Origin of the sequence: Bacillus sp. JKS001846 (assembly GCF_900176455.1) — a bacterium.
GTDB lineage: Bacteria > Bacillota > Bacilli > Bacillales > Bacillaceae_G > Bacillus_A > Bacillus_A cereus.
The window spans coordinates 3,516,102-3,531,528 of the sequence record NZ_FWYG01000001.1; the positions used below are offsets into that span (position 1 = coordinate 3,516,102).

Genomic DNA, 15,427 nt, shown 5'->3' on the forward strand with positions numbered 1-15,427 from the left:
ACCTTCCTCACTTATAGTAAATTATAGTATAGAAAGCACTACATATAAATTCCATTGGATAAATTATCCCTAAAATAAGAAACAAACTATTTTTAGCATTTGAACTCTCCAAAAATAGTTTGTCTACAGTCTGAAAGCTCTTCATTTGAAGAGCTTTTTTTATATTCGCTTCATCGAAATCGTTTCACGTATACTTTGTAAATTTTTTAGAGTTTCCTCTTGTCGCTGCAACGACAACCCTACATACAAAGTATCTAATAAGCTTAACTGTGCTAATCGTGATGAACTTGCTTCTGTGCGGAATTCAGTCTCACGTGTTGATGTATATAACGTTATATCAGCAAGTTGACTTAATCCTGATTTCTTATAGCTCGTAATCGCAATAATTTTGGCTCCTCTTGCTTTCGCTACTTCTAACGCTTCAAGTAATCCTTTATTGCTACCAGAATGAGAAATACCAATAACAACTGAATTTTCCGAGAGTAAACCTGCCCCCATAATTTGAAAATGCGAATCAGTATGAGCGATACAAGAAATACCCGTTCTCATAAACTTATGATACGCATCCATTGCAATAATACCAGAGCCACCATTTCCATAAAACTCAATTCGACTTGCTTCTTGTAAGGCTCGTACAGCCTGCTCAAGTGCCGTTTCATTAAGCAAATGTAAAGTATCTTGCAGTCCTGTAATATGCGAATGAAAAACTTTTTTAGCAACAGTTACCATACTATCTTCTGCTGATACCTCTTCATGGATATTTTGCATCGGTGTATGTACAATTTCACGAGCTAATGTAATCTTTAAATCTTGAAAACCTTGCAAACCAAGGTTTTTACATAAGCGGAATATCGTAGCTTCGGAACTATTCGTAACTTCAGCTAATTCTGTAATAGATTTATGTACAACATCTTGTGGATGTTTCAAAATATGTTCGGCAATACTTCGCAATTTCGGTGATAAACCATTTAACGAAGCCTGAATCTTTCCAATCCCACTTCTTGTACCAGGCATAGCATATCCTCCCCTTCCATCGTAGCTTTATCCTGTAAAAACCGATTAGTTGAACTAATCATCAGTGGGGATGGTCCTCCACTGATTAGAGTTTCACTTTATTGTACCTAATTATCGAAAGAAGAAAAACCTATATTAGGGATTACTATAATTTTTAATTGCTCCTATGTATTCTGTCATACGATATAACAGAATTATTCATGCTTATGAATAATTCTCTCCATGTTTCACTGCGTATAATGCGGCTTGCGTACGATCATCCACTTCCAATTTAGCTAAAACGTTTGAAACGTGTGTTTTCACAGTTTGTTCTGTAATATGAAGTTCTGCTGCAATCTCCTTGTTGCTTCTTCCTTTCGCAATTTCGCGAAGTACCTCTTGCTCTCTTTTCGTTAACATTGAAAAAGGATTTTCTACTTCCTTCTTTACTGCAGAACGCCCCATTAATGCAGGTGTTACTTTCGGGTGAAAATTCGCATTTCCTTGATGTACTGCAATAATAGAAGCGACAAGTTGCTCAGGTTGTACTTCTTTTAATTGATAACCATCTGCTCCAGCTTCAAGTGCTGGTATAACATAATCTTGCTCTGAAAAACTACTTAATATAAGTACCTTTATTGTCTCATCATATTGCTTTAGACGTTTTGTTGCCTCAATTCCATCCATTTTCGGCATCGATACATCCATTAGTACGACATCTGGTCTTTCTTTTTGCACGAAATGTAATGCCTCTTCGCCATTTTCCGCTTCCCCAATAATTTCAAATTCTTCTCTCGTTTTCAAAAAGAATACAAGTCCTCTTCGAACGATATGATGATCCTCAACTAGTAGCAGTTTAATCTTCAACCTTATTCTCCCCTTCAAATCGGCAATTGAATTTCTATTTTTGTACCCTTTTTCAGCTCTGTTATAATTTGAAACGATCCCTTCATTAACTGAATACGTTCCTTCATACTTTTCAGGCCAAGTGCTGATTCCCTTACTTTTTCTTGTATAAATCCTATTCCATTGTCTTCTATGTAAAAATGTAACTGGTTATTTTCTATTTTCAAAAGAATATGTACCTTTTCACACGAAGCATGCTTTTTACAATTATGTAGCGCCTCTTGGCTAATACGCCATAAAACTTCTTCTATTTCATCCCCCATTGAAACCATCCCATCAATTCGAACTTCCACTTGAACTCCTAATAACTTCCCGTAATTTTGAATTGCTTCTGCTAATCCTTTCTCCAATCCTTCAGGTCTTAATTGCCAAATTAATAGCGTCATCTCTTGTAATGCTTCTTGTGATAATTCCCCAATATAACTTAACATCTCTTGCAATTCTCTATCTTGCGTCATATTCAGAGTACCTTTCGCTGTTAGCATAATAGAAAATAACAATTGTTTTACTGAATCATGTAAATCACGTGCAAGTCGATTTCTTTCCGCTACCACTACATATTTACGTTCTTTCTCAACTAATTGAATACGTTGTATTGTCGTTCCAATTTGAAATGCAATTGATTCTAATAATGCTAACTCTTCCTCAGAAAAATGAGTCTTATGAGATGCAGCCACATTTAGTAGACCAAATTTTTCTGATCCAGACCTAAGCGGAATTGTCGCATGATGTGTAACATCTTCTGTCTCTCCCCAATTACATTCAATTGCATCTTCTATTCGCTTACATTCAATAATATTAGTCGCTTTTTCCAATCTCCCATTCACAAAACGTTCTACACACCAACAGTTTCCTTCACACATCGGCTTCTTCTTTTGCCACGTAAGAGCCTCTGGTAAATTTTCGTCTACAAGCATACTGTGCTTTCCACTTTCATCAATAAAGAATATCCACCCTGTTTGTAAATTCATTACTTGTAACAATGTATGCAACACTTTTTCTAACATATCCTGTAAGTTTGTTGCTTCATTTAATAATTCAGCAATTTCTTTTAATGCTTCTAAACGACGCATCTCTTTTTCTTCAAAGTTCATTCTCATCACCAACTACAATTATAACATTAAGAAATTTCTAAATTCTATAAATAAAAAAAGAACCGAATTCCTTCAGCCCTTTCTTTATATCAATCATTTTATTATTGTTATTCTATCCAATGTTGGAAGTAGAATTTTTGTTAACAAACGATTCTACTTTAGCTGTCCGATAAAGATTGTCCACCATGGATATGCTGTAAACCTTCAGTAGTAACAACCATATTCGCTGCTGGCATTTGCACTTGATTTTTATGGAACATAGACATTAATTCAAATCTTACTTGTCTAGAAGTTTCAAAATAATCTTCTGGCTTTATTAAACCTGTAATACAAAATTCATAGCCAACATATTTCAAGTTAGGATTTAAGTCTGTAACACCGACGTATTTAAATGGTTCAACAGCCTCATCCTCTACTCTATAAAGAGTTTGATTCAATTTTTCATTGCATATAACACATACTTCTTCTAACAATTCCTTCACTCTTGTTGGATCTTCCTGATAACTTACCGTGATGCGTTCAATTACACGCATCCATCCTTTATTAAAATTTTGTATCGTTCTAATCTCTCCGTGCGGGATGGTAAGTAGTTTTCCTGACCATTCACGAATTTGCATAAAACGAATACTAATCTCTTCAATAGTTCCTGAATTTGTTCCGTTAAAAGTTACAAAATCACCAACCCGAAACTCTTTGTCAGCTAATCTTGCAAAGCCTAATATAACATCTTTTAGCATCTGTTGTGCAGCAAAACCGATGACAACTCCAGCTATCCCTGCACCTGCAATAATACTTTTTATATCTACAAATTGGCTAATTAAATATATGATAAGACTGATGATAATGATATATCTAAAAATAGATCGAATTACACTTTGAATCGTCTGCTCTATCTCTTCATCAAAAAAGCTTGATTTCCTAAAAAACCAATCAATAATACGGTTTATTACAAAAGAAATAATGATTAAAACTAAAGCAAATAGTAAAAATCTTAAAAGTAAAAACTCTCTTACATAATTAAAAAATTCTTCCGTATACGTTAATAAGCTCATTTAACCACTTCCTTACTAATTAAAAAATTCATAATCGCCTAAGTTTGTTCCAGAAAAATCTATTATCCTAATCTAAAATGCCGCTACCCTTACTATGTATTTTGACTCTATTACTAATTCACTTTAAACAGTATGTCTAGCTGTTCTTTTTCCTTTCCCTTTAAATATACCCTTTTTAATAACCTAAGGGGGAGCAAATCGTGAAATTTTTTTATACGTTAAAACTTTATTCATCTCATTACGATTTCAACTCATTTATTCATTAACTACGTAAAAAAAGAGCTGAATTTATCAGCTCTTTTATTCGATATTAATTGTTGTCTTACTACTTTTTTCTTCTTTCAATTTTGGCAATTCAATTGTCAGTACGCCATCTTTATAATTTGCTCTAACATTTTCTTCCTCAACTTGTTTAAAACTAAAGCGTCGAGTTACAGAACCTATAGAACGTTCTTTACGAATATATGTGCCATTCTCATTTTTTTCTTCTACTTCATTATGATTAGTTGCTTGAATCGTTAATACATCTTGTTCAAAATCAACTTGAATGTTTTCTTTTTGAAAACCTGGTAAATCTGCTTTCACAGTATATTTATCAGATTGCTCATGAACATCTACTTTAAAAGTATCCATGTTCAGTGGCTTAAAGAAAGCATCTGTCATCCCTTCTAATAAAGAAGGCCCAAAATCAAAAATACCATTTTGACGTTTTGTTATCTCTGGAAATAAATTACGCATATTTTTTCCTCCTTATTATTTATGAATGAAAGATTATCTCTTTCTGCCTTTATTATAACATTTGGTCAAAAAAGGTCAAAGTTTTTGTTTGACCTTTTTTGATGTATATTTTACCAAATAAAACACATGAGATATTTGACATCTCTTACATTTATAAAGAGGAATATATTTATATAATAACGAATAGTTTATATGCTCTTATTTTTCCTTAATGAGGTTACCTACAATGGGGTATATCGAAGAAATTAGAGAAGTTGTCGGATCAAGACCACTCAATTTATTAGGCGTTGCGGTAGCTGTTTTCAATGAACAAGGACAAATAAAAGAGACCTTTTTTAAAGGCCTCTTTTTTCACTTCACTTCTGCATGTAGGCATGACTTAAAATGTCCAAGTGCATATTCATGCCCTTGTGCATTAAAAGATGCAACCGCCTTTTCATAAACAACAATTTTAAACCCTTTATTATAAGCATCTACTGCTGTATGAAGAACACAAATATCAGTACAAACACCTACAAGATGAACCTCTTCAATTCCTCTTTCTCTTAACTTCATCTCTAAGTCTGTTCCTGCAAATGCACTATACCGTGTTTTATCCATGTAATATACATTCTCTGCATTTTTATATGTTTCGTACACATCTTGTAATTCACCAAACAAATCTCTTCCACTTGTACCAGCTATATTATGAGGCGGGAATAACTTTGATTCTGGATGATATACATCATTTTCTTCATGTCTATCAATAGCAAAGACAACGTAATCTCCATTTTCAATATATTGCTTCGTTATATGTACAATTTCCTTCTCAATTTCCTGTCCTGGTTTCCCGCAAGTTAAAGCACCCTTTTCCGCTACAAAATCATATGTATAATCAATATTAATAAGAGCTCGTTTCATAACCACTATCTCTCCTTCTTCTGTTTCACAGTAAACAATAGAAAATTTGTTATTACGACATCGTATGTACTATTCGACATTTCAAATGAAATACCTACATTTTTCTTGCAAAACTCACCTTAATCCGAGTTTATCATAAAGTGAAACTTTAATCATTGGAGAGTTTGTTCATCTCCAATGATTATCAGCCCTCATCAATCGTGCATTTACAGGCAGTTGATCTCCCACCTAATCTCCTCACCTATACCGAGTTTTAAGGTAAGGTCTTACTGCCCGTTAGTGCGGGATATAATAGATAAACAATGGTAAAATAAATAGCTCCTATTAATAAGTCATGAATTTGATAATTGAGCGTAGCTTGAATCATCTCTTGTATCGTAAACCAAAATACTGCCATCATCATACTAATCAAGACGATACGAATACACCGATTCACATCTTCAACCTCTTTCTCTGTCATAGTAGTAACAAGTGATTACTTCCTATTTAATCGTATTAGAAAATGAAATAAGTTATTCACTCTTGCACACTCTAGTCCAAACAAAAAAGCACACTACTTTTTGAGTAATGTACTTTTTATTCTTGTTAAGACGCAGGTTTTGTCTCAAATGTTGCTTGATTAAAACTAATAACCTTTCCTTTCGGGTCATTGTTTTCATACTGAATTGCAGTAATTGTATGACTACCTGTTTCCAGCGTTTTTTCTTTTAACTGCACTGTTGTCTGCGTTGTACTAGTTACTTGATGTTTATCTGTATACATTTGATCTACAAATACGAATGTTTCTTTATCACTTTGAAAATTAGAAAGTTCTAATTCAACTTGCTGAATTAACGTATCCTTTTTGATGAATACAGTCGGTATATTGCCGTTTTCAGAAGTACCATCTGGAGTAATAACTTTTACTTTCCCTTCTCCAATTGACATTGCTCCTTCAGGAAATACAACCATATTCTCATCACTTGCGTTTACAACTTGTTCTTCCTGTTTTGATTGCGCGTCCTCTTTTTCCTGTGGAGCACCGCAACCAACTAATAACAATACAGACAATCCAGTGATTATGAATTTTTTCAAAATTCATCCCCCCTGTAACTTCATTATAATTTATTATACAAAAATAACTTTTAAATTTTGAGACTACTTTCAACACTTTCATGAACAAATAGAATCTTGCTCACGATTAATGTATCATACTTTCCTTAATAGAACATTAATTTTTTTTATGAAATAAATAGTAATTCCCTCTTATCTATCATTTTAGCCCAACATATGAATTACATACCCTCAAAAATAAAAAGACATTGTTAGTTCAATGTCTTTTCTATACAGCAATTAAAAAACAAACGTTGTAATCTCATCTACTTCTTTTCTTGGAAGTTTCTTCGGTTTATCTTTCGGAAATCCGAGTGAAATAACCATATTTATTTGTTTTTCAGGCGCAATTTGTAAATATTGGCGCAGTTCATCTTGAGCTAGCAATACTGGCCCTGTCATTGGACAAGTACCAAGTCCCTTTGCATGTGCAGCTAACATTAAGTTTTGTGCCGCTAAACAGCTACTCTTAATGCCTTCTTCTTCCCAAACGGAATCTGGAACAAAAGCAATTGGATCAAATATCTTTTCACGGAACTTTGATTCATATGGTGTTGCCAAACATACAATTAATACTGGTGCCTCCGAGAAAGCTGTTGCATATGGTCCGAAAGAACGTGTAAGTAATTTCCCTGCTTTCTCTTCTCCATTTTCTGCTGCTTTTGCCGCAAGTTTATGTAATGCATCCCATGTCATTTGTTCAATTTCTTTAATCTTCTCTCGATTCATGATAACTAAGAATTCCCACGTTTGTGAATTCGTATCACTCGGTGCGTAACGAGCACAATCAATTATTTCTTTTATATCATTAGTAGATACTTCTTGATCTGTAAACTTTCTAACACTTCGTCTTCCGTGAATTACTTCTTTAAAATCTTCATAATTCATATATTAAATCCCCTTTTTACAGCGTTTTCAAAACTTGTCCTATGCTTGAATTATATCATGAAAAAAAGCCGGAAGAATACCAGCTTTTTTCTTCATGATTAATTTGTCACTTTAAACAAACGAATACTCTCTTCGTATGCAGCTTGTAGTTTTTTCGTAATTGGTCCTCTTTCACCAGCCCCGAACTGTTCATCACCAATTTGAACGACTGGGAATATTTCAAGTGGCGTCGCTGTAAAAAAGCACTCCTCAGCGTCATATACTTCTTGTAATGAAAACTCTCGTTCCTCTACATCGATATGTAACTCTTTCGCTAATGTAATTACGTAGTGACGTGTAATACCATGTAAAATGAAATGATCCGCTGGATGTGTAATCAACTTATTATTCTTCACGATAAAGAAATTGGAATGACACCCTTCAGTCACAATACCATCTCGTACTAATATTGCTTCTTGATACCCTTGTTCATTTATTTTGTTTTTGATCATGATATTAGGAAGCAAATTTAAAGATTTTATATGGCAAAACTTCCACCTGATGTCCTCTTCTACTGTCACCTTAATCCCTGCCTCCATTGAAGCAACTGGTCTTGGGAACGAAACAAGATTTGCAAAATATGTCGGTTGTAAATCTGATTCATATACATGATTGCGCGGTTGTGTACCTCTTGATATTTGTAAATATACATTCCCATCTTCTTGAAACTGATTTTTTTCAATCATTTGATATAACTCTTCTACTAATTCTTCCTTCGTAAATGGTGGAATTAGTTTTATTTCTGCCATAGAGTTAAAGAATCGTTCTAAATGTAAATCTAATAAATGTGGCTTCCCGTCATATAGTCTGAATACCTCGTATATACCATCACCAAATTGAAACCCTCTCTCCTCTAATGGAATCATCGGCTGTTCTTCCTTCGTATTTACAATTCTTCCGTTAAATAAAATCCAATCTTTATGAGTAGCTTTCATTCTTCCCCACTCCTTTATCACATGATTGTTTTAATTGTACAACTTATCTACACTCAAAAGAAGGAATTTTCTGTATTTTAACAAACAAAAAAGTGCATCACTTATTTAAAGGGATGCACTCGACTATTCATTTACTTCAGAAAATATTTTTCAATATCATCTAACATAAGATTTGCAGCTACAATACCACCTGCTGTATTCCAAATCACTTCATCTACTTGGAATACTTTATTATTTTTAGAAGCCTGTAGTTGCTTAAAGAGTGGATCTTCTGTCCATTCCTTCGCTAACGAATTTCCTTCATTATTCTTATCTGCATCTTTATCAGACGTGAAATAGAATAAGTAGTCTCCGTCCATATTTGGAATCTGCTCTTTTGTAATTCCTTTTATCGCAAAATCATCTTTATCTTGTAATGGTGGTCGTTTAAATCCAATATCATTTAAAACAACACCCGAGAATGAGTTTTTTTGATAAATACGAACATCACCTGGCACGAAACGAATAATAGAAACTTTAGAATTCAATTTATCGCCTAACTTCTCTTTCATTCCTTCAATGCGTTTTTTATAATCATCAAGAGCTTTTTGCCCTTCTTTTTCTTTATTTACAGCTTTTGTATAAAGTGTAAAGTTTTCTTTCCAATCACCGCGTAATGTTTCTGCATAAACAGTTGGTGCGATTTCTTTTAGCTGATCATATATTTTTTCATGACGCATTTTATTTCCGATAATTAAATCTGGCTTAAGCTTCATTACAGCCTCTAAATTAATATCACGTTCAGTTCCTACAACTTCCGTGTTTTTTAACTCTTTCGCTAAATGAGGATACCATTCATCACCAGCACGTGGTTTCGTAGTCCCCACTGGCGTTACGCCCACAGCTAGGAGAGCCTCTGCGCCTTCATTTGTTAAAACAACAACTTTTTTAGGTGTACCATTTACTGTCGTTTCACCCATTGCATGCTTTACCGTATATGAATCTTTTGCTTTCGCTGATATATTATTTTCTTTTTTCTCTTCTTTACTACATCCTGCAATTACAACCATGAGTATCATAATGCAGAACATAATTAGTTTTTTAGTATGTATCATATGTCCTCCCTAGATGAAATCGATTATCATTAACATTTAAAGATTAATGTATCTTATATACATTGTCAATGTATATAAGAAAACTTTTTTAATACATACTATTTAGATTCTATCCGCTTTTCTAATGTTTCTTTTTAAAACATAGTGCATAAGTATGAAAATAAATGTTGTTATTAAAATGCGTATCCTTGTTATACATAACAAGGATACGCATCCATATTGCATTATCATTTTAATTCCTAATATTGAGTATATTTAATATACGCTGGGTCATTATATACCCACTGATTTCCACCAAGGTTTAACCAACCATTTTCATTTATATATACTAAATAAGATTCTGGAGAATTTAATTGGCGGATAACTGCAGATGTAGTTGATGGACCACTTCTTAAATTTACATTCATCCCTTGTATATATGCAACCCCAATCGGGCTTCCATCACTATTGCTTGTCTTTACAAAATTAATGTACGAAGGATCATTATACACCCATTGCCTATTCCCCAAATCTAGCCATCCGTTACTTTCCTGATATACAACGTAAGATTCTGGAGAATTTAATTGACGAATAACTGAGGAAGAAGTTGATGGACCATTTCTTAAATTTACATTTTTCCCAAGAATATAAGCGATTCCCTTCGTTTGAGGTGTCGGTTGTGGGTTAGGGGGTTGTGGATTTGGAGCTACTCCAAAAATAGCTGCTATTCCATTTGCATACGCTTGACTTAGATCTTCAATAAATTGTGGATTTTTTAATAAATTTGCATCAAACGCTGTATCAATAAAAGCAGTCTCAGTTAAAATTGCATCCATTGTGGTTTCTCTTAATACCGCATAATTTTCTTTTTTTGCTCCTCGATCACGAAGACCATATTTTGTTAATACAGGATTGACAGCTGTATGCATTTTTTGTTGCTTTGCATATGCAGTGCTGCTATTGGATAACGCATTATAAATATAACTTTCAAAACCTGTACCCCCGCCGCTATTAATATGAAATGAAATAAAATAATCCGCACTGAAAGCATTAGCAATATTAGCACGTTCAGATAAAGAAATAAACACATCACTATCACGTGTCATTTTAATTGTAATTGGGTAATTTACCGTTAAAATGTCTCGAACGCGTCTAGCAATTTGAAGTGTTAAGTTTTTTTCTACTAAACCATTACCAACAGCACCAGAATCATATCCACCGTGCCCTGCGTCTATAACAAGTTTCATTTTATTGCCCCGCCCCTTTCTTGTAATATGTTTGCATTTCTACTCGTCCTATTTTATGTGAAATGTACAGGTTCTGTTACAATTGCAAATAAAAAAACCGCCTTATGTAAGGCGGTTTCTATCATCTTGCTTTAACCAATTTAAAATAAATATATACGATTGATAGTGAACATAACGTATGCAAAATAAAATAAATAAAAGTGCTATTCCAACACCACTATAAAGTAAACCAAACTTTAAAAAAACATTTACAAGTGGTGGAAAGTTCATTAAATTTTGTAATGTACTAAGCATACAAAACATAATGAAAAAGACAGGGATGTATTGTAATTCATACGGCTTTTTTTTCTTACTCATTCTTTTCCGAATGATTATATGACATAATTCTGCTACTATAAAGCACCCTCCAATTAATACAAGACCAGAAGTCATCGTCATACATCCACCTGCCTTATATTTATTGTATCGCATAAATAATCATCGTTATATTTTCTTTACATACTCTTCATCTTCTGAAGCAAAACCAAAACTCTCTATGAAAGACTTCGCCTTTTCTGTTAATTTCTCTTGTAGCACTTTTATTTCTTTCACATTTCTTTGTTTCATCATTTCTTCAAATGTAAAATACGTATTTGTACCATAACCGTAACCTTGGTAATCAAAATGAATAATTAGCTGTGATAAAACAGCCCGTTCCTCTTGTACACTATAATCTATTACACCAATATATGTATCATCAACTTTCACACAGTACTGTACCTTTTTCTCACCTAAACTATGCGATTTAAACATTTCTTTAACAACGCTTTCATTTTCTACAGTAACTTTCTCAAACGTAATCATATGTTGTCCATCCTTTTACTATTATTGTATCAATAATACTTCCTATTTATGAAAAAAACCTTAAGACCGTATGCGATCTTAAGGTTTTTCTAATTAAACTAAGCTATACGCACGTTTTGTTTCTTCATGGAACTTATTCGTATCGTATTTATGCTCAACATAAATTTGGTGCCATACCATAAACGCAAGTACAGTCCAAATTTTACGGCTATAATCGCCTTTATCTGCACAATGTGCTTCCAGTAAGTTTAATACATACTGTTTGTCGATTAAATGCTCTGTCTTACTTTCGTTTATAATATTTATAGCCCAATCATGCATTTCGTCTTTTAACCAGTGACGAATTGGTACTGGGAATCCAAGTTTTTTACGATCTAATACGTGATCTGGAACGATTCCGCGTGCTGCTTCACGTAAAATAGCTTTCGTAGTTCCGTTAGCAATCTTAAATTCAGTTGGAATTTTAGATGCAACATCGAATACTTCTTTATCTAAGAACGGTACACGAAGTTCTAATGAGTTTGCCATTGTCATTTTATCAGCTTTTAATAAAATGTCACCGCGTAGCCATGTGAACATGTCAATGTACTGCATTTTACTTACATCATCATAATCTTTAATCTCGTTATACAATGGTTTCGTGATATCCATATAGTTAACACTTTCATTGTAATACTTCATTAATTCAGCTTTTTCTTCTTCACGGAAGATTTTAGCATTTCCATAGTAACGCTCTTCAATTGGTGTACATCCACGCTCTAGGAAGCTCTTACCTTTAAATCCTTCTTTAAGAGCACCACTTAATGCTTTTAGAACGCTCTTACCTGGGCTAGGAATGTAAGAGAACATTTTTAGTGAGTTTGGCTCACGGTAAATGTTATAACCACCAAATAGCTCGTCTGCGCCTTCACCAGAAAGAACAACTGTTACATGTTTACGTGCTTCTTTCGCAACGAAGTACAATGGTACAGCTGCTGGATCAGCTAAAGGATCATCCATATGCCAAATGATTTTTGGGAACTCATCCATAAATTCTTTCGCTGAAATGAATACGTTATGGTTTTTAACGCCTAATTTCTCAGCAGTTTCTTTCGCAACATCAACTTCACTGAAACCACGTTGCTCAAAACCAACAGAGAATGTTAAAAGATTTGGATTCATTTCTCTTGCGATAGAAGCGATGATAGATGAATCGATACCACCAGATAAGAATGAACCTACTGGTACATCACTACGCATATGCACTTTTACTGAATCATATAACACATCACGAATTGCTTGGATATGCTCCTCTTTCGTTGCACTTGAAGCATTGAAATAAGGTTTCCAGTAGCGATGGATTTCCATCTCTTTACCGATTTCTTTTACGAAATAATGACCAGGCTCGATTTTATTAACATCAATTGTTAAAGTTTCTGGCTCTGGACCATATTGGTACGTAAAGTAATGTTGTAGTGACGTTGGATTAACGCCTTTATCTTCCATCACATGCATAATACTTTTCTTCTCAGATGCGAAGAATGTAGTATCACCTTGTTGTGCGATGTATAAAGGTTTAATACCGAAGTGGTCACGTGCACCGAAAAGTTTCTTTTCTTCACGATCCCAAATCATAAATGCAAACATACCACGAAGGTAGTCTACACATTTTTCTTTCATATGTGCATACAATGCAATGATAACTTCTGTATCAGATTGCGTTGCAAACGTTGCACCTTTTTCAAGTAACATTTCACGTAATTCTACATAGTTGTAAATTTCACCATTAAAAATAATTACATATCGATCATTTTCATAAGTTAGCGGCTGATGTCCTGCCTCTAAGTCAATGATGCTTAAACGGCGGAAGCCAAATTGTACATGTTCATCACGAAAATATCCTTCGTCATCTGGACCACGGTGGAAAATCATCGTGTTCATATTTTCAAATTGATGTTTTTCTGTTTCTGAAAACTCTCTAGGGTTTTCACATAAACATCCTACAAAACCACACATACTTCTTACCCTCTTTCAGTTTTCATTCTGTCTCTATACTACTATATCAACCCTATTTATACTAGCATAATCAACTGAATATGGCGACCAAAAACTATAAAAAAATCACTCCATTTCACATTTTTAACAATTTTTTATGAAAACATGAAAACTAGGCACTCACCTTTCTCCGCTTTTGTCATATGATATTGCAAATTGATTTCTAGGAGGGAATACCATGAGTGAAGAAAAAAAAGATTCTTCTCGCCCACCGGTTCGTAATTACTTAAAGCAAATTGATGATTTCTTCGAGCAAACACCTCTTCGCAATGTAATCGCTGATTTAAATCATTTTTTCCAAAAAGGAAACCGTTTATTAACATTCCCTGTAGATTTATATGAAGTTGGTGAAGAACTCGTTGTTACAGCTGAACTACCAGGTATACAAAAAGAACAAATCCAAATTGAAATACAAAGTGAATACTTAAAAGTCTCTGTAAAAGAAGAGATACTTGAAGAGGAAGAAGAACAAACATCCCATAACTATTATCGCCGAGAACGTTCCATTTCAGAAGCATCAAGATTGATTAAATTGCCGTATTCAATTAATAAAAAAGCGGCAAAAGCTTCTTATCAAAATGGCGTATTAGAAATTCGGGCGCCGAAACTTCCCCAGCAACATGACATTTTATCGATAGACTAATACAAAAAAATAAGGGTGCTATGCACCCTTATTTTTAACCCACTAATCGCTTCATATCACGTATAATGTCTTCGTATGGCGTATTACTAATGCCACTATACTTTTTCATTACTTTTCCGTTTTGATCAATTAAATAAAATGATGTACCATGCATGACCTGACCGTTCTCCGGCTTATCTACAAGTGATTGGAAATTATCTTTTGAAAACTTTGTAATATCTTCTAACGAATACCCCGTTAATAAATTCCAGTTACTAGTATCCTCTGTAAACTTTTGAATAAAAGCTTTCAGATTTTCTGGCTTATCAAGGTCTGGATCTACACTAAATGAAACAAACTGAACGTCTAATTTCTCTTCTTTTGCCATCTTTTGAAGCTTGGCCATATTTGCAGTCATTGGTGGACAAACTGTCTGACAATTTGTGAACATAAAATCTGCAACCCAAACTTTCCCTTTTAAATCTTTTGTACCAAATTGCTTTCCATCTTGATTTGTAAATTGGAAGGTTTCTAAATCCCAATTTAATGGTTTACGAAGCTTTGAACCTGATTCACTACATCCAGCAAGTACAAAGAGACAAAATACAACCATAAGACCAATTATTTTTTGATAACGCTTCATTTATAAACCTCTTTTCTCTATCCTAAATTTAAATAGGTTATGTTTATAATAACAAAAGTTAACACTACGAGAAAATTGTTTACTACATTTGTTCACGAAATCGTACGAATTTACGTATGTTACTTCTTTATTTCAAGCGAATTACTAGACAAAATATATTTTTTTACTATTATTTCTCTAAATAAAAGTGATAAAACTAATTTTATTGTTACTTTTGTAAATACCTCTCCCTATTTTTTAACAATTCCTTAAACATTAATCCATGTTTTACACTGTATTCCTTAACAACATTTCGGTACAATACAAATACAACGATTTTAAATGAGGT

At 33.6% G+C, this 15,427-nt stretch carries 17 protein-coding genes and 1 pseudogene; 2 read left to right on the forward strand and 16 right to left on the reverse strand.

The features are described 5' to 3' along the window. Positions 1 to 159: 159 nt before the first annotated feature. The 5 genes from B9A45_RS18740 to B9A45_RS18760 all read right to left on the reverse strand — a co-directional run bounded on the left by B9A45_RS18740 (position 160) and on the right by B9A45_RS18760 (position 4,783). Positions 160 to 1,014, reverse strand: a complete 855-nt coding sequence (locus tag B9A45_RS18740; RefSeq protein ID WP_084064518.1) for a MurR/RpiR family transcriptional regulator — start codon at positions 1,012 to 1,014, stop codon at positions 160 to 162. Between the two features lie 204 nt (positions 1,015 to 1,218). Then, positions 1,219 to 1,860, reverse strand: coding sequence for a two-component system response regulator CasR (gene casR, locus B9A45_RS18745; RefSeq protein WP_000694629.1), 642 nt, complete (start codon positions 1,858 to 1,860; stop codon positions 1,219 to 1,221). Positions 1,861 to 1,874: 14 nt separating this feature from the next. Next, complete coding sequence (gene casK / locus B9A45_RS18750) at positions 1,875 to 2,972, reverse strand: two-component system sensor histidine kinase CasK (protein ID WP_179135413.1); 1,098 nt, start codon at positions 2,970 to 2,972, stop codon at positions 1,875 to 1,877. A 179-nt stretch (positions 2,973 to 3,151) separates the two neighbouring features. Beyond that, positions 3,152 to 4,045: a mechanosensitive ion channel family protein gene (locus tag B9A45_RS18755; RefSeq protein ID WP_061656012.1), complete on the reverse strand. Its 894-nt coding sequence runs from the start codon at positions 4,043 to 4,045 to the stop codon at positions 3,152 to 3,154. A 300-nt stretch (positions 4,046 to 4,345) separates the two neighbouring features. Next, positions 4,346 to 4,783 carry an Hsp20/alpha crystallin family protein gene (locus tag B9A45_RS18760; protein ID WP_001245053.1) on the reverse strand — a complete coding sequence of 146 codons (438 nt, stop codon included), beginning with the start codon at positions 4,781 to 4,783 and terminating at the stop codon, positions 4,346 to 4,348. A gap of 226 nt (positions 4,784 to 5,009) precedes the next feature. Between B9A45_RS18760 and B9A45_RS32825 the strand changes: the two are divergent. Beyond that, a pseudogene (locus B9A45_RS32825) lies at positions 5,010 to 5,105 on the forward strand (DNA mismatch repair protein MutT); the annotation flags it as partial. Between the two features lie 29 nt (positions 5,106 to 5,134). On the opposite strand, the gene B9A45_RS18770 reads toward B9A45_RS32825, so the two are convergent. The 10 genes from B9A45_RS18770 to asnB all read right to left on the reverse strand — a co-directional run bounded on the left by B9A45_RS18770 (position 5,135) and on the right by asnB (position 13,795). Next, on the reverse strand, positions 5,135 to 5,683 hold the full coding sequence (locus tag B9A45_RS18770) for a cysteine hydrolase family protein (protein ID WP_058839556.1): 549 nt from the start codon (positions 5,681 to 5,683) through the stop codon (positions 5,135 to 5,137). Between the two features lie 253 nt (positions 5,684 to 5,936). After that, positions 5,937 to 6,143, reverse strand: a complete 207-nt coding sequence (locus tag B9A45_RS33235) for a hypothetical protein (RefSeq protein ID WP_000136533.1) — start codon at positions 6,141 to 6,143, stop codon at positions 5,937 to 5,939. Positions 6,144 to 6,268: 125 nt separating this feature from the next. After that, complete coding sequence (locus B9A45_RS18780) at positions 6,269 to 6,757, reverse strand: putative periplasmic lipoprotein (protein ID WP_084064521.1); 489 nt, start codon at positions 6,755 to 6,757, stop codon at positions 6,269 to 6,271. 258 nt (positions 6,758 to 7,015) lie between these two features. After that, complete coding sequence (locus B9A45_RS18785) at positions 7,016 to 7,663, reverse strand: nitroreductase family protein (RefSeq protein ID WP_001105283.1); 648 nt, start codon at positions 7,661 to 7,663, stop codon at positions 7,016 to 7,018. A gap of 98 nt (positions 7,664 to 7,761) precedes the next feature. Next, positions 7,762 to 8,637, reverse strand: coding sequence for a D-amino-acid transaminase (dat, locus tag B9A45_RS18790; RefSeq protein WP_000648368.1), 876 nt, complete (start codon positions 8,635 to 8,637; stop codon positions 7,762 to 7,764). Positions 8,638 to 8,768: 131 nt separating this feature from the next. Then, on the reverse strand, positions 8,769 to 9,731 hold the full coding sequence (locus B9A45_RS18795; RefSeq protein WP_000581991.1) for an ABC transporter substrate-binding protein: 963 nt from the start codon (positions 9,729 to 9,731) through the stop codon (positions 8,769 to 8,771). Between the two features lie 239 nt (positions 9,732 to 9,970). After that, entirely contained in the window at positions 9,971 to 10,957 is a 987-nt protein-coding gene (locus B9A45_RS18800; protein ID WP_084064523.1) for an N-acetylmuramoyl-L-alanine amidase, read from the reverse strand. Between the two features lie 102 nt (positions 10,958 to 11,059). Further along, positions 11,060 to 11,389 carry a hypothetical protein gene (locus B9A45_RS18805; protein WP_000200459.1) on the reverse strand — a complete coding sequence of 110 codons (330 nt, stop codon included), beginning with the start codon at positions 11,387 to 11,389 and terminating at the stop codon, positions 11,060 to 11,062. Between the two features lie 51 nt (positions 11,390 to 11,440). After that, positions 11,441 to 11,800: a GNAT family N-acetyltransferase gene (locus tag B9A45_RS18810; protein WP_000627522.1), complete on the reverse strand. Its 360-nt coding sequence runs from the start codon at positions 11,798 to 11,800 to the stop codon at positions 11,441 to 11,443. A gap of 93 nt (positions 11,801 to 11,893) precedes the next feature. After that, positions 11,894 to 13,795, reverse strand: coding sequence for an asparagine synthase (glutamine-hydrolyzing) (asnB, locus tag B9A45_RS18815; protein ID WP_000333816.1), 1,902 nt, complete (start codon positions 13,793 to 13,795; stop codon positions 11,894 to 11,896). 217 nt (positions 13,796 to 14,012) lie between these two features. On the opposite strand from asnB, the gene B9A45_RS18820 reads away from it, so the two are divergent. Further along, the gene (locus tag B9A45_RS18820) at positions 14,013 to 14,477 is read left to right on the forward strand and encodes an Hsp20/alpha crystallin family protein (protein ID WP_001288085.1); all 465 of its coding nucleotides are present in this window, start codon (positions 14,013 to 14,015) and stop codon (positions 14,475 to 14,477) included. Positions 14,478 to 14,511: 34 nt separating this feature from the next. Here B9A45_RS18820 and B9A45_RS18825 read toward each other — a convergent pair whose 3' ends face one another. Then, a complete protein-coding gene (locus tag B9A45_RS18825; protein ID WP_000833335.1) occupies positions 14,512 to 15,099 on the reverse strand; it encodes an SCO family protein in 588 nt (195 codons plus the stop codon). Positions 15,100 to 15,427: the final 328 nt, after the last annotated feature.

What these genes read in the sequence shown, in the direction of transcription:
- B9A45_RS18740 (WP_084064518.1), bottom strand. Translation starts at nt 1,014, where the DNA reads ATGCCTGGTACAAGAAGTGGGATTGGAAAGATTCAGGCTTCGTTAAAT.
- casK (WP_179135413.1), bottom strand. Translation starts at nt 2,972, where the DNA reads ATGCGTCGTTTAGAAGCATTAAAAGAAATTGCTGAATTATTAAATGAA.
- B9A45_RS18755 (WP_061656012.1), bottom strand. Translation starts at nt 4,045, where the DNA reads ATGAGCTTATTAACGTATACGGAAGAATTTTTTAATTATGTAAGAGAG.
- B9A45_RS18760 (WP_001245053.1), bottom strand. Translation starts at nt 4,783, where the DNA reads ATGCGTAATTTATTTCCAGAGATAACAAAACGTCAAAATGGTATTTTT.
- B9A45_RS18770 (WP_058839556.1), bottom strand. Translation starts at nt 5,683, where the DNA reads ATGAAACGAGCTCTTATTAATATTGATTATACATATGATTTTGTAGCG.
- B9A45_RS33235 (WP_000136533.1), bottom strand. Translation starts at nt 6,143, where the DNA reads ATGACAGAGAAAGAGGTTGAAGATGTGAATCGGTGTATTCGTATCGTC.
- B9A45_RS18785 (WP_001105283.1), bottom strand. Translation starts at nt 7,663, where the DNA reads ATGAATTATGAAGATTTTAAAGAAGTAATTCACGGAAGACGAAGTGTT.
- dat (WP_000648368.1), bottom strand. Translation starts at nt 8,637, where the DNA reads ATGAAAGCTACTCATAAAGATTGGATTTTATTTAACGGAAGAATTGTA.
- B9A45_RS18795 (WP_000581991.1), bottom strand. Translation starts at nt 9,731, where the DNA reads ATGATACATACTAAAAAACTAATTATGTTCTGCATTATGATACTCATG.
- B9A45_RS18800 (WP_084064523.1), bottom strand. Translation starts at nt 10,957, where the DNA reads ATGAAACTTGTTATAGACGCAGGGCACGGTGGATATGATTCTGGTGCT.
- B9A45_RS18805 (WP_000200459.1), bottom strand. Translation starts at nt 11,389, where the DNA reads ATGACTTCTGGTCTTGTATTAATTGGAGGGTGCTTTATAGTAGCAGAA.
- B9A45_RS18810 (WP_000627522.1), bottom strand. Translation starts at nt 11,800, where the DNA reads ATGATTACGTTTGAGAAAGTTACTGTAGAAAATGAAAGCGTTGTTAAA.
- asnB (WP_000333816.1), bottom strand. Translation starts at nt 13,795, where the DNA reads ATGTGTGGTTTTGTAGGATGTTTATGTGAAAACCCTAGAGAGTTTTCA.
- B9A45_RS18820 (WP_001288085.1), top strand. Translation starts at nt 14,013, where the DNA reads ATGAGTGAAGAAAAAAAAGATTCTTCTCGCCCACCGGTTCGTAATTAC.
- B9A45_RS18825 (WP_000833335.1), bottom strand. Translation starts at nt 15,099, where the DNA reads ATGAAGCGTTATCAAAAAATAATTGGTCTTATGGTTGTATTTTGTCTC.